The sequence below is a fragment of the Faecalimicrobium dakarense genome, from assembly GCF_000499525.1.
Lineage (GTDB): Bacteria > Bacillota > Clostridia > Peptostreptococcales > Peptostreptococcaceae > Faecalimicrobium > Faecalimicrobium dakarense.
Window position 1 is genome coordinate 1 of sequence record NZ_HG529405.1, and the last position, 13,097, is coordinate 13,097.

Genomic DNA, 13,097 nt, shown 5'->3' on the forward strand with positions numbered 1-13,097 from the left:
TTAATAGTTAGCTTTTTTAATATTTTTATAATATTTTAAGGTTTTGCCTTTGGAGTAAATACAACTGCCATTACATAACCGAAGAATATAGCTGCTGCTATTCCTCCTGCTGTTGCTATTGTTCCACCTGTAAATATACCTAAAAAGCCATCACTTTCTATAGCTTTCATTACACCTTTTGCTAGAGAATATCCAAATCCAATTATAGGTACAGTGGCTCCTGAACCACCAAAGTTTACTATTGGTTCATATATTCCTAAGAAAGTTAATATGACTCCGCTAGTTACATATGTTACCATTACGTATGGTGTTTGCATTTTGAAGTAATCCATCATAATTTGAGCTATTAAACAGATTGTACCTCCTACTAAAAATACTTTTAAATAATCCATTAGCATATTAATCACTCCTCATTAACAATTACCACTGCATGTGCAACACATGGTATTGTTTGTTTTTGTAATGTACTTGTTGGAGATAACAATGCTCCTGTTGATACTAACATGACTTTATTAAATTCTTTTTTAGCTAATTTATCATAAATATATCCTGCAAATACTGTAGCAGAACATCCACATCCACTTCCACCGCAGTGAACATCTTGTTCTTCTAAATTAAACATTTCAAGGCCACAATCTGTATATACTTTTGATATATCTATTCCTCTATCTTTTAATAAATCTTCTGTTATCTGTTTTCCTAACTTACCTAAATCTCCAGTAGCTATAATATCAAAGCTATTTGGATCATCATTTGTATCATTAAAGTAAGAATATATCGTATCTATTGCTGCTGGAGCCATTGCTGCTCCCATATTATTTCCATCATCAATTCCTTTGTCTATTACTTTTCCTACTGTAACGTATTTTATTTTAGGTCCATCTCCATTTGGAGCAATAAGTACACTTCCTGCTCCTGTTACTGTCCACTGAGATGTCATTGGCTTTTGATTTCCTAATTCTAGAGGGAATCTAAACTGTCTTTCTGCCGTGCAATAATGACTAGATGTTCCAGATAAACTTAAATCAGCAAATCCTCCATCTACAATCATTGCACTTAGACACATTCCTTCTGCCATAGTTGAGCAAGCTCCATATATTCCAAAGAATGGTATCGATAGTTCTCTTGCTGCAAATGATGCTGGTAATAATTGATTTATTAAATCTCCACCAAACATATAATTTACATCAGTTAGTTTTTTACCAGCTTTTTTTACTGCTTTTTCCATAGCAGTCTCTACCATCTTACTTTCAGCAAGTTCCCATGATTTTTCACCATATAAATCATCTGTTAATACTAAATCAAAATAATCTTTAAGAGGACCTTCACCTTCTTTAGGTCCTACAACAGATGCTGCTGATATTATGGTTGGTTTGTTTTGCATTTTAACAGTTCTTTGACCTATTCTTTTGTTTTTCACATTCTCATCTCCTTATTTTACAAGATTAAAGACATAGTATATAAAGCCACATATAATAGATGACCCTATTCCATATACTAATACTGGCCCTGCTATTTTAAATAGGTTTGCTCCAACACCCATTACATAACCTTCTCTTTTATATTCCATTGCTGGAGATACTATTGAGTTTGCAAATCCAGTTATAGGAATTATAGAACCTGCTCCAGCTCTTTTACCTAAAAGATCATATACCCCAAGTCCTGTAAGCAATGCTCCTATAAAAATCAATGTAATTGAAGTTGCATTTGCTGCTGTTAATTTATCTAGCTGTGTGAACTTCATGTACAAGTCATTAATACCTTGACCTATCATACAAATTATTCCACCTACAATAAATGCCCATATATAATTTTTTAAATATTTAGGCTTCGGGCTTATTTCGTCTACATACTTTTTGTAATCTTTATCCATTCTTATAAACCTCCTCTAACTATTGTCCATCCTACAAATGAACCTATTACCTTTCCAATTAGTAAGCATATTATTACATATTTTAAATACATAGTAGGTACTTTTAGTCTTCTAGATATTGTTGGAATATAATCTAATACTTCTGTAAGACCTGAAGATAAAAATCCTATAAAAATTCCATATGCTAGTCCAAATATTATTGCTCCCATCCATCCTATATTTATATAAATTTTTTGGATGGATATTAAACTTCCTAGTAAAGTCCCTACTACAAGTATTCCTTCATATAAGCTCATATATTCCTTCGTTTTACTAACTTGTGCCATTCTAGGTATAATTCCTATTAATATCAGTATTCCTACAACTCCTGCCCCAACCATCATTCCACATGATAACCCATATATAACTAAAAATAACTTCAAATTATTTAATCATTACCTTTTTCTAAGTTCATTTTCAATATCCTTATTTAAAGAAACCATCTTTAAATCTAATGGACTAGGTTCAAGTTTTGAGTATGTAGGAATAAATTTATTAAAAAATAAAGCTACTCCAATTCCAATACCTATAGAATATGGTATTTGAAAATATTGTAAATATTTTTTCCCATCTTTCGTTATTGAATCTACCATCATAAATTGAGAGTATTCCATATTTACGTCGGCATGGAAATTCATTATTCCCATTATTGATCCCATAAGAACTATTATGGATACAATAAAAACTCTTATATACTTTGTTCTATCTTTTTTACCTTCATCAAAAAATATTACAACGTCATCAGTTTTTAAAAAACTAATGTGAACCTGTGGGAATTTCTCTTTAATTATTTGAATTACTTCACCTAAATGTATGACATCGTAGTTAGATTTCTGAGCTGTATAATTTTTAATACAAATATCACCCAAATAATCTTTTTCACTTTGAGGATAAATATCATAGATATCTTTTAAATAAATTTTTTTCTTACTTATTTTAAAAGGTTTTATCTTCTTGGGTATTAAGTAAATATCTTCCATATTTATTACCTCCTTCTTTTTTTATTATTTGTCTTATACAAAAAAATAAACCCCTAATTTATGTAAATTTATATTACATATTATTAGAGGTTTAATTATATTTAGCTAATATATGATTTTAACTTTGATAATACTTTCTTTTCTATTCTAGATACTTGTACTTGAGATATTTTTAAAAGTTCACCTATTTCACTTTGTGTTCTATCTTCAAAGTATCTAAGCATAATTATTTGTCTTTCTCTTTTATCTAATTTCCCTAGTATTTCTTTTATTAATAAATTATCTACAACTTTTTCTTCTTCATTTTCACCTTTTTGGCTTATCTTATCTATTAAGCATATTGGAGATCCTTCTTCTTCATGAATAACCCCGTGTAAATACTCAACAGAAGAATTTGATTCCATTGCCATTACTAAATCTTCTTTTTCTACGTCTAATTCTTTAGCTATTTCTTCGATACTAGGTTCTCTACCTAATTTTTTAGTTAGCATTTCACTTGTAGTTTTAGCTTTTATTGCTATTTGTTTAAGAGACCTAGATACTTTTACCATACCATCATCTCTTAAATATCTTTTTATTTCACCTAAAATCATTGGCACTGCATAAGTTGAAAATTTAACATTAAATTTTGGATCAAATTTATATATTGCTTTTATCAAACCTATAGAGCCCAATTGGAATAGGTCATCTCTATCATATCCTATATTTAGAAATTTAGTTACAACACTTCTAACTAGTCCTAAGTTATTTTCTATTAAAACTTCTTTAGCCTCTTCATCTCCTTGTTGTACTCTATCTATTAAATCTAGTGTCTCTTCATGGCTAAGCAATACTCTTTTTTCTTTACTTGCAGTTATCCCCATAATAAAACCTCTATTCTTTTTGGACTTTATTTAGGTAAGTTTATTTTTTTTGTCATTACAATTTTTGTTCCATCATTTTTAATAGAACTTACCTCTACACCATCCATAAAACTTTCCATAACGGTAAATCCCATACCTGATCTTTCAAGTTCCGGTTTTGATGTATAAAGTGGTTGCATAGCCATTTGAACGTCTTCCATACCATGTCCTCTATCTTCTACTACAACTTTAATTGTATTATCTTTTATTTCACATCTAAGATATACAAATTTAGATTCATCTTCATCATATCCATGTATAATAGAATTTGTAACAGCTTCTGATACTGCAGTTTTTATATCTGCTAACTCATCTAATGTTGGATCTAACTTTGCTGCAAAAGATGCAACTATAACCCTTGCTAAGCTTTCATTTTCAGATTTGGCAGAAAACTTTACTTCCATAACATTACTCATAATATATTCCCCCTTACAAAGAACTTACTACTTCTTCATATGTATCGTAAACGCCTATTATCTTGTTCATACCAGATAAATTAAATATTTTCTTTATTCTATCATTTGCGTTCACTACTGTTACTCTTCCACCTTCGCTGGAAATCTTTTTATATCGTCCTATAATTACACCTATACCAGAAGAATCCATAAAGTTAATATTCTTAAAGTTAAATATTATATTTTTAATAGATTTCGAAATTAGTATATCATCAATCTCATCTCTAACCTCATTGGCTATATGGTGATCTAGTTCTGTAGCCATAAACTCTATGATTAGGTTTTTTTGGTCTAAAGAATATTTTATCATTAAGCTACCCCCTTACTATCTACAAAAGTATTAACTTCTTATAAATTCTATAATCTAATCTCTTATCCTTCAAAGAAATACCACTACTTTTGTTTTATTATGTCTATGAAAGTTTCATTATACGTTACTTGCCCACCCATATCTGATATTTCACTATCAGTTATATAGTTTGGATTTCCATGTTTTTTCCACCATCCAACATACATTACAGCTACATAATCACATACACTATTATCTATATTTATTTCTGTCTCTATGGTAACATTTTTATTTTTAAGTCTTACAACCTCTTTATTTTCTATATTCATCTTTATTGCCATATTTTCATTAATATATGCTTTAGATATTCCATCTTTATCCATATAATGTTGACTAAATAGTGTATCTCTATGATGATTAGTTAATAACCTAAATCTATTTTGCTTTGAGTTACTTTTATAAATAGGTATTGGACTTAACCCATCCTTTTCTGCTTCTTTTGAATATAATTCAAACTTTTTAGAAGGTGTATTAAATATTTTATTTTCCCAAGCTATATCTTTTTGTATTGTAAAATACGTATCTCTAATTTTTTCTAAACTTATATCTTTATCAATTTTTCTAAGAGGTTTTATTGCTTCATTTAGATATTCGTATTTAGATACATAAGGATAGTCTTTTATATTCATTATTTTAGCTAGTTCCATAAAAAAATAATACTCATCCATTAATTTATTCTTTGGCTCGACTGCTTTTTCATTATAAGTTATATACGGATTAGTCATTGAACTATATAATATATCTTCACTTTCTAAAGTATTTGTGCAAGGTATAAATAAGTCGCACTTAGAAGCCGTATCTGTCATAAACATATCAAAGCAAACTTTAAAATCAATTTTAGAAAATGAATCTTCTAGTTTTTCTAAATTAGGTAGTTGATTTAACAAATTACTTTTTGTTATAATTGCCATTTTTATTGGTGTATTATTTTCATTAAAAGAATCATTTATAAATTCATTTATTTTACTCGTATAAAATTCCCTATTTTCACCAAAACTTTCACTTTCATACGGATCTGTATTTATATATCCAGAGTAAACTTTATTTGCATAATTTACTCCTCCTCCACTAAATCCAATTTGTCCAGTAATGGCACCTAATGAATCTATTAATCTTATTGTATTTCCTCCATTTTTATATTTTTGCATACCATATCCCAAACATATCGTTGAATATTTTTGAGTATATAATTTTACTAATTCTTTAATTTGATCTATTTTTAACCCACACTCATTTAAAAGATAATTTAAATCTAATTCTTCAATGTAACTTTTATATTCTTCAAATCCTAATACATATGAATTTATATACTCCCTATCGTATAATTTTTCATCTATTATGATTTGGCTCATTGCTGCTGCTAAAGCTCCATCACTACCTGGATTTATTCTTATGTAAATATCTGCAATTTTGGCAGTTTGTGTATATATAGGATCTATAACTACTATCTTAGCTCCTTTTTCTTTAGCTTTTTTTATAATTTTCATAGTATGTATAGTTGTATAAGCTGGATTTTTACCCCAAATAAATATGTTCTTACTATTAAACATATCTTCTAAAGAATGACTTCTTGCCACCCCCAAATCATATTTTTGAGCCTTAATTCCTGCACTCCAGCAAGGTCCACCTTTTGACTTTGATACTCCTCCATAAAAGTTAGTGAATATATCTCCTATATCTTTAAGTAAAGATCCACTTCCATATTGAGTATAGTAAAGAACAGATTTCGAAGTATAAATCTCTTTATAATAACTTAATTTTTGTGCCATTATTTGTATAGCTTCATCAAAGCTAATTTCTACCCATTTACCTTTAACCTTAAGCAAAGGTGTAGTTATCCTCTCTTTATGATTTAATCTATCTAAATGAGCTCTTCCTTTATTACATATAAAGCCTTTTGTATAAGGATGATTTTTATCCCCTTCGATTTTAATAACCTTACCATTTTCTACATATACATTAAACTTACATGCATCAAAACAATCTAGTGTACATCCATGACTTAATATCTCCATATACTACCTCCATTTGTCATAATCTTTTAATATATAAAATAATATCATAAATAGTTACTAAATATATGTTTGTAAAATAAAAGAAGGTATGATTATAATCATACCTTCTAAAATAACTATTTTTTTCTTCTATTAGCTTGTTCTATGTTGATTTTGTTACCTTTGATTTTTATATCTTTCATCTTTTCTAATACTTTCTTAGCATTTTCCTTAGGAACTTCTACGAAAGTATATTTATCATATATATCTATTGTTCCAACTAATTTACCTGGTATTCCAGCTTCTCCAGCTATAGAACCTACTATGTCTTTAGCTTGAACTCTTTGATTTCTACCTACATTTATAAATAGTCTAACCATTCCTTCTTGAGCACCTGTTGTTCCTCTACGTTCTCTACGGTCACCACGATCTCCACGTTCTCTACGATCTCTTGGTTTTTCTTCAACTATTTCTTGCTTCTCTTCACCTAAAGCTAATTTTAAAAGTGCAGCAGCTACATCCACTGTACTAAAATCAGATTCAGAATCTGCACAGAAACCTTCTATCCATTGTAATTGCTTAGTTAAGTGTCCTGCTTCTATAACTTCTTTAACTTGATTAAAGAATGCATTAACTTTCTTTTCTTCAACGTCTGCTATTGAAGGTATATCATGTTTAACTAATTTAGTCTTAGTGTATCTTTCTATATCTCTCATTTTTCTCATATCTTTACCGAATACGAAAGTAAATGATATACCATTTCTTCCAGCTCTACCAGTTCTACCGATTCTGTGTACATAGTACTCTTCATCTTGTGGTAAATCATAGTTAAATACAGCTTCAACATCATCAACATCTATACCTCTAGCTGCAACGTCTGTAGCTACTAATATATCAATTGTTCCACTTCTAAATTTATCCATAACTATATCTCTTTGAGTTTGCTTTAAGTCCCCGTGTAACGCATCTGCAAAGTATCCTCTAGCTTGTAAATCACTTACTAATTCATCTGCTCCTCTTTTAGTGTTTGTGAAAACAACAGATAACTTAGGGTTGTATACATCTACTAGTCTACATAGTACTTCTAACTTATTAGAAGATCTAGTTTCTATATAATATTGCTTTATATTTGGAACTGTAAGTTCTTTTCTAACAACCTTTATATGTTCTGGATCTTTTTGATATTTCTTAGTTAATTCTAATATTCCCTTTGGCATAGTAGCTGAGAAGAAAGTAGTTTGTCTATCTTCTGGAGTCTTGCTTAGAATCATCTCTATGTCTTCTCTGAACCCCATATCTAACATTTCATCTGCTTCATCTAACATAACCATTTTTACATTATCTAATTTTAATGTTTTACGATTTATATGGTCTATAACACGCCCTGGAGTACCTATAACTACTTGAACTCCACTCTTTAATGATTTTATTTGTCTATCTATTGGCTGCCCACCATAAACAGGTAAAGTTTTTACTCCGTGCATGTATTTACCTATTTTTCTTATTTCAGAAGAAACTTGTATTGCAAGTTCTCTAGTTGGACAAAGTACTACTGCTTGTAAGCTTTTGTCATCTGGATTAACCATCTCTAATAATGGTATACTGAAAGCTGCTGTTTTTCCCGTTCCTGTTTGAGCTTGTCCTATAACATCCTTACCTGATAATATTACAGGTATAGATTGTGCTTGTATCGGAGATGGTTCTTCAAACCCCATCTCTATTACAGCTCTTTTTATATCGTCGTTTATTTGTAAATCTTCAAATTTTATTGTGTTCATATATTACTTCCTTTCCGTAATCAATTTATCTTAACCTACCCATTATATATTTATTTTAGATAATATGCAATTAGTATTTTGTCCCTTATATAGGTATAGTATTCACGACGATATAAACTTATCTTTTGCTTATATGTTTAAATGTATATAGAATATAATGTAATTATATATGTAAAATATGTAGCTAGCATTATCAATCCTTGCCATCTGTATAGCTTATGCTTTTTAATAGTAGGCAATATTAATGTAAGAAGTAGTAATATCATAAACGGAAAATCTAATGTAACAGTTTGTGATAATATAGGTATATTATTTGGTATAGCTGATATTCCTATAACTGATACTATATTCAATATGTTTGCTCCTAATATATTACCTACTGATATTGCATGATGTTTTTTCCTTATAGCTGTAATAGATGAAACTAATTCTGGTAATGATGTTCCTAGTGCTATGACTGTTAAACTTATAACAGATTGTGGTATTCCTATAAATTCAGCTATTATTACTCCGTTGTCTACAAGTAATCTTGATCCTACAATCATCATTATAAGACCTGATACAAAGAATATTCCTATTTTTAAACATTCTGCTAAACTAGTTTTTGGTTTAGCCTTTCTAGAGTTCATATTTTCATTAGCAACACTTTGATAATTAGTGTACATATATATTAGTAGTATTGTTAATAGTAATATTGAATCCATTTTTGTAATCTTTCCGTCTAAACCTAAAAGTACTAGAGCTATGACAGATATTAAAAGTAGTATTGATTTTGAAACAAACATATTCTTATCTACTTTAAATGGGCTTATAAGTGCTACTAGTCCTAAAACTAAGCCTGTATTACATATTATAGAACCTACTGCATTGCCTAAACTCATAGTCGCATGTCCATCTATTGAGGCAAATAATGAAACAGTCATCTCCGGAAGCGTAGTAGCAAAACTTACTATAGTAGCCCCCAATATCAATTCTGATATATTGGTTTTTTTACCAATTTCAACAGTACAATTTATAAATATGTCTGCTCCTTTAGTAATTAGTATAAAACCAATTAAAAATAGTAATACTATAATGAACATAAAAATCATCCCCCTCCTATATATATAAATATTCATTTTTTATACATATATGATAGAGAGTTTAGGTAGTATATTCATTTTTAATATTTGTAATATTTTCTTGTTTAAGACTTTAAATTCACGGGTATATATTTAATAGAGAAGGGAAGAGCAATAAAAGTTTTCCCCCATAAAACAACAAAATCATACATAAATATTGTATACAAAATACTAATTCTGTGTTATGATTATATTGTTTAAAAAATATCTAGCTAGATTTTAAAAATATAAAAATTAACTTTTACAAATTTAAAACCTGATTTAATTTAAGGAGGCTATCAATATGAATGCATGGCAAGGATTCAAAGAAGGTAGATGGACTAAGGAAATAGACGTTAGAGGGTTCATCCAATCAAACTACACTCCATATGAAGGAGATGACTCTTTCTTAGCTGGAGCTACAGAAAATACTAAAAAGTTATGGGACGAAGCAATGGTTCTTTTCAAAAAGGAAAGAGACAATGGTGGAACTTTAGACGTTGATACTAAAACTGTATCTATGATAAATGCTTACGCTCCTGGATATATAAATAAAGAATTAGAAACTATAGTTGGTGTTCAAACTGACGCTCCTTTAAAAAGAGCTGTTATGCCATTTGGTGGTATAAAAATGGTTGAAAACTCTTGTAAAGCTTACGGATACGAATGTGATCCAGAAATAAGTGAAATATTCACTAAATATAGAAAAACTCATAATCAAGGTGTATTCGATGCTTACACTGCTGAAATGAGAGCTGTTAGAAAATCTGGTATAGTAACAGGACTTCCAGATGCTTACGGTAGAGGTAGAATAATAGGAGACTACAGAAGAGTTGCTCTTTATGGAGTTGATAAATTAATAGAAGATAAAAATAGTCAAAAAGATTCTTTAGATGTTTCTACTATGGATGAAGCTGTTATAAGATTAAGAGAAGAAATATCTGATCAAATAAAAGCTTTAAACGAATTAAAGAAAATGGCTGCTACTTACGGATTTGATATATCTAAGCCAGCTACTAACGCTAAAGAAGCTGTTCAATGGTTATACTTCGGATACTTAGGAGCTATAAAAGATCAAAACGGAGCTGCTATGTCTATAGGTAGAACTTCTACTTTCTTAGATATATACTTCGAAAGAGATTTAGCTGCTGGTACTTTAACTGAAGAAGAAGCTCAAGAAATAATGGACCACTTCGTTATGAAGTTAAGAATGGTTAAATTCTTAAGAACTCCTGAATACAATGATTTATTCTCTGGAGACCCAACTTGGGTAACTGAATCAATCGGTGGTATGGGTATAGATGGTAGAACATTAGTAACTAAAAACTCATTCAGAGTTTTAAATACTCTTTACACTCTAGGACCATCACCAGAACCAAACTTAACAGTATTATGGTCAAACCACTTCCCTCAAGGATTCAAAGATTTCTGTTCTAAAGTATCTATAGATACAAGTTCAGTTCAATACGAAAATGATGATTTAATGAGACCATACTGGGGAGATGACTACGGTATAGCTTGTTGTGTATCTGCAATGAAGATAGGTAAGCAAATGCAATTCTTCGGAGCTAGAGTAAACTTAGCTAAAACTTTATTATACGCTATAAACGGTGGAGTTGATGAAAAATCATTAGCTCAAGTTGGACCAAGATTTGAACCAATAACTTCAGAATACTTAGACTACGATGAAGTTATGGCTAAATTCGAACCATTTACTGATTGGTTAGCTAACCTTTATGTAAATACATTAAACGTAATCCACTACATGCATGATAAGTATTCTTATGAAGCATTAGAAATGGCTTTACATGATAGAGACGTATTCAGAACTATGGCTTGTGGTATAGCTGGTTTATCAGTTTGTGCTGACTCATTATCTGCTATAAAACATGCTAAAGTTAAAACTATAAGAAATGAACAAGGAATAGCAGTTGACTTCGAAATCGAAGGAGAATATCCACAATACGGAAACAACGATGATAGAGTTGACCAAATAGCTTGTGACTTAGTAGAAAACTTCATGAACAAAATAAGAAAGAACAAGACTTATAGAGATTCTTACCATACTCAATCTATATTAACAATAACTTCAAACGTTGTTTACGGTAAGAAAACTGGTAATACTCCTGACGGAAGAAGAGCTGGTCAACCATTTGCTCCAGGTGCTAACCCAATGCACGGTAGAGATCACAGTGGTGCTTTAGCTTCATTATCATCAGTTGCTAAATTACCATACGAACATGCTCAAGATGGTATATCTAATACTTTCTCTATAGTACCAGGTGCTTTAGGAAAAGATATGGCAGAAAGAGTAACTAACCTATCAGCAATGATGGACGGATACTTCGGAGACGGAGCTCATCACTTAAACGTTAACGTATTTGATAGAGCTACTTTAGAAGATGCTATGGAACATCCAGAGCAATATCCACAATTAACAATAAGAGTTTCAGGATATGCTGTTAACTTCATAAAATTAACAAGAGAACAACAATTAGACGTTATAAACAGAACATTCCACGGAAAAATGGCTTAATTTATAACAACTAAACTTTAAACCGGACAATTTAACAATCAATTAATCAAAGTATAAATATTTTTAAGGGTGTAAGTCTCATCAACTTACACCCTATTTTTTATATAATTATATACTTCTCCTCCACTATTCTATTTTTTACCATTTACTAATATTGATTTTTTTGTTTAAAACCCTACTTTTTGGGTATATAGTATAATATTAGAAGATAATTATTATATAGACCTGTAGACTTTATGTGTTAATTATCATATAATTTAATTAAAGATGATTTTTGTATACAATATATTTTATTATATATTTAATAAATAATAAAAAACAACTTATGAGGTGAACGATATGGTTAAAGGAAGAATTCATTCTATAGAAACATTTGGGACAGTTGATGGACCTGGAATTAGATATATATTATTTTTACAAGGATGTCCATTAAGATGTAAGTATTGTCATAATAGAGATACGTGGGATGCAAAGGGTGGTAAAGAGTATACAACTGATGAAATAATAGCAGAGGCTAAAAAATACTCTTCTTATATGAAGTTCTCTGGTGGAGGTATAACAGCATCAGGCGGTGAAGCAACTTTACAACCTGAATTTTTAACAGAGTTATTTGCTAAAGCTAAGAAAAATAATATACACACTTGTTTAGACACATCAGGTTTTGTAAATATAGAGACTGTAGATCCTATACTTGACAATACAGATCTTGTTTTACTTGACTTAAAACATATGGTTGAAGAAGAATCTAAAAGCTTAACTGGTGTAGGAATTGAAAAATCTCTTAAGTTAGCTAAGCATTTAGACGAAAGAAATATCCCTGTTTGGATAAGACACGTTCTTGTTCCTGGAATTACAGACACTAAAGAAAATTTAGAGGCTTTAGGTAAGTTTGTAGCTACTCTTAATAATGTTGACAGATTTGAATTATTACCTTACCATACTATGGGCGTTCATAAGTGGGAAAGCATGGGCATAGATTACGAATTAAAAGATGTAGAAAATGCTACTAGTGAAGATATAGCTAAAGCTACTGAAATAGTTGAACAATTTGGAGCTAAAGTATTTAAAAAAGATTAGTAAAAAAAGATGGC

13 protein-coding genes are annotated in these 13,097 nt (G+C 29.9%); 2 read left to right on the top strand and 11 right to left on the bottom strand.

Going from position 1 to position 13,097, the window contains the following annotated elements; all coding sequences use genetic code 11:
- Positions 1–35 precede the first annotated feature (35 nt).
- The 11 genes from spoVAE to BN899_RS14595 all read right to left on the bottom strand — a co-directional run bounded on the left by spoVAE (position 36) and on the right by BN899_RS14595 (position 9,452).
- Positions 36–398, bottom strand: a complete 363-nt coding sequence (gene spoVAE, locus BN899_RS14545; RefSeq protein WP_042276855.1) for a stage V sporulation protein AE — start codon at positions 396–398, stop codon at positions 36–38.
- 5 nt (positions 399–403) lie between these two features.
- The gene (gene spoVAD, locus BN899_RS14550; RefSeq protein WP_081712283.1) at positions 404–1,420 is read right to left on the bottom strand and encodes a stage V sporulation protein AD; all 1,017 of its coding nucleotides are present in this window, start codon (positions 1,418–1,420) and stop codon (positions 404–406) included.
- A 12-nt stretch (positions 1,421–1,432) separates the two neighbouring features.
- Positions 1,433–1,873 (bottom strand): stage V sporulation protein AC, encoded by a 441-nt coding sequence (gene spoVAC, locus BN899_RS14555; RefSeq protein WP_042276859.1) that lies wholly within the window; start codon positions 1,871–1,873, stop codon positions 1,433–1,435.
- 2 nt (positions 1,874–1,875) lie between these two features.
- The gene (locus BN899_RS14560) at positions 1,876–2,295 is read right to left on the bottom strand and encodes a stage V sporulation protein AB (protein ID WP_081712284.1); all 420 of its coding nucleotides are present in this window, start codon (positions 2,293–2,295) and stop codon (positions 1,876–1,878) included.
- A gap of 12 nt (positions 2,296–2,307) precedes the next feature.
- A complete protein-coding gene (locus BN899_RS14565) occupies positions 2,308–2,892 on the bottom strand; it encodes a stage V sporulation protein AA (protein WP_042276861.1) in 585 nt (194 codons plus the stop codon).
- A 101-nt stretch (positions 2,893–2,993) separates the two neighbouring features.
- Positions 2,994–3,755 carry an RNA polymerase sporulation sigma factor SigF gene (gene sigF, locus BN899_RS14570; protein WP_042276863.1) on the bottom strand — a complete coding sequence of 254 codons (762 nt, stop codon included), beginning with the start codon at positions 3,753–3,755 and terminating at the stop codon, positions 2,994–2,996.
- Positions 3,756–3,781: 26 nt separating this feature from the next.
- Positions 3,782–4,210, bottom strand: a complete 429-nt coding sequence (gene spoIIAB, locus BN899_RS14575) for an anti-sigma F factor (protein WP_042276865.1) — start codon at positions 4,208–4,210, stop codon at positions 3,782–3,784.
- Between the two features lie 13 nt (positions 4,211–4,223).
- Entirely contained in the window at positions 4,224–4,559 is a 336-nt protein-coding gene (gene spoIIAA, locus BN899_RS14580; protein ID WP_042276868.1) for an anti-sigma F factor antagonist, read from the bottom strand.
- Between the two features lie 83 nt (positions 4,560–4,642).
- A complete protein-coding gene (locus BN899_RS14585; RefSeq protein ID WP_042276871.1) occupies positions 4,643–6,613 on the bottom strand; it encodes a molybdopterin-dependent oxidoreductase in 1,971 nt (656 codons plus the stop codon).
- A gap of 116 nt (positions 6,614–6,729) precedes the next feature.
- A complete protein-coding gene (locus tag BN899_RS14590; protein ID WP_042276874.1) occupies positions 6,730–8,370 on the bottom strand; it encodes a DEAD/DEAH box helicase in 1,641 nt (546 codons plus the stop codon).
- 137 nt (positions 8,371–8,507) lie between these two features.
- Positions 8,508–9,452 carry a calcium/sodium antiporter gene (locus tag BN899_RS14595; RefSeq protein ID WP_042276877.1) on the bottom strand — a complete coding sequence of 315 codons (945 nt, stop codon included), beginning with the start codon at positions 9,450–9,452 and terminating at the stop codon, positions 8,508–8,510.
- A gap of 322 nt (positions 9,453–9,774) precedes the next feature.
- Here BN899_RS14595 and pflB point away from each other — a divergent pair, with 322 nt between their 5' ends.
- Together pflB and pflA are read left to right on the top strand one after the other, a co-directional pair.
- Positions 9,775–12,006: a formate C-acetyltransferase gene (gene pflB, locus BN899_RS14600; RefSeq protein ID WP_042276880.1), complete on the top strand. Its 2,232-nt coding sequence runs from the start codon at positions 9,775–9,777 to the stop codon at positions 12,004–12,006.
- A 339-nt stretch (positions 12,007–12,345) separates the two neighbouring features.
- Positions 12,346–13,083, top strand: a complete 738-nt coding sequence (gene pflA / locus BN899_RS14605) for a pyruvate formate-lyase-activating protein (RefSeq protein ID WP_042276883.1) — start codon at positions 12,346–12,348, stop codon at positions 13,081–13,083.
- The last annotated feature ends 14 nt before the right edge of the window (positions 13,084–13,097 follow it).

Excerpts from the sequence above, each read along its gene's own strand:
- spoVAE (WP_042276855.1), bottom strand. The coding sequence starts at position 398 with ATGCTAATGGATTATTTAAAAGTATTTTTAGTAGGAGGTACAATCTGT.
- spoVAC (WP_042276859.1), bottom strand. The coding sequence starts at position 1,873 with ATGGATAAAGATTACAAAAAGTATGTAGACGAAATAAGCCCGAAGCCT.
- spoIIAB (WP_042276865.1), bottom strand. The coding sequence starts at position 4,210 with ATGAGTAATGTTATGGAAGTAAAGTTTTCTGCCAAATCTGAAAATGAA.
- sigF (WP_042276863.1), bottom strand. The coding sequence starts at position 3,755 with ATGGGGATAACTGCAAGTAAAGAAAAAAGAGTATTGCTTAGCCATGAA.
- BN899_RS14590 (WP_042276874.1), bottom strand. The coding sequence starts at position 8,370 with ATGAACACAATAAAATTTGAAGATTTACAAATAAACGACGATATAAAA.
- spoIIAA (WP_042276868.1), bottom strand. The coding sequence starts at position 4,559 with ATGATAAAATATTCTTTAGACCAAAAAAACCTAATCATAGAGTTTATG.
- pflB (WP_042276880.1), top strand. The coding sequence starts at position 9,775 with ATGAATGCATGGCAAGGATTCAAAGAAGGTAGATGGACTAAGGAAATA.
- pflA (WP_042276883.1), top strand. The coding sequence starts at position 12,346 with ATGGTTAAAGGAAGAATTCATTCTATAGAAACATTTGGGACAGTTGAT.
- BN899_RS14595 (WP_042276877.1), bottom strand. The coding sequence starts at position 9,452 with ATGTTCATTATAGTATTACTATTTTTAATTGGTTTTATACTAATTACT.
- BN899_RS14565 (WP_042276861.1), bottom strand. The coding sequence starts at position 2,892 with ATGGAAGATATTTACTTAATACCCAAGAAGATAAAACCTTTTAAAATA.
- BN899_RS14585 (WP_042276871.1), bottom strand. The coding sequence starts at position 6,613 with ATGGAGATATTAAGTCATGGATGTACACTAGATTGTTTTGATGCATGT.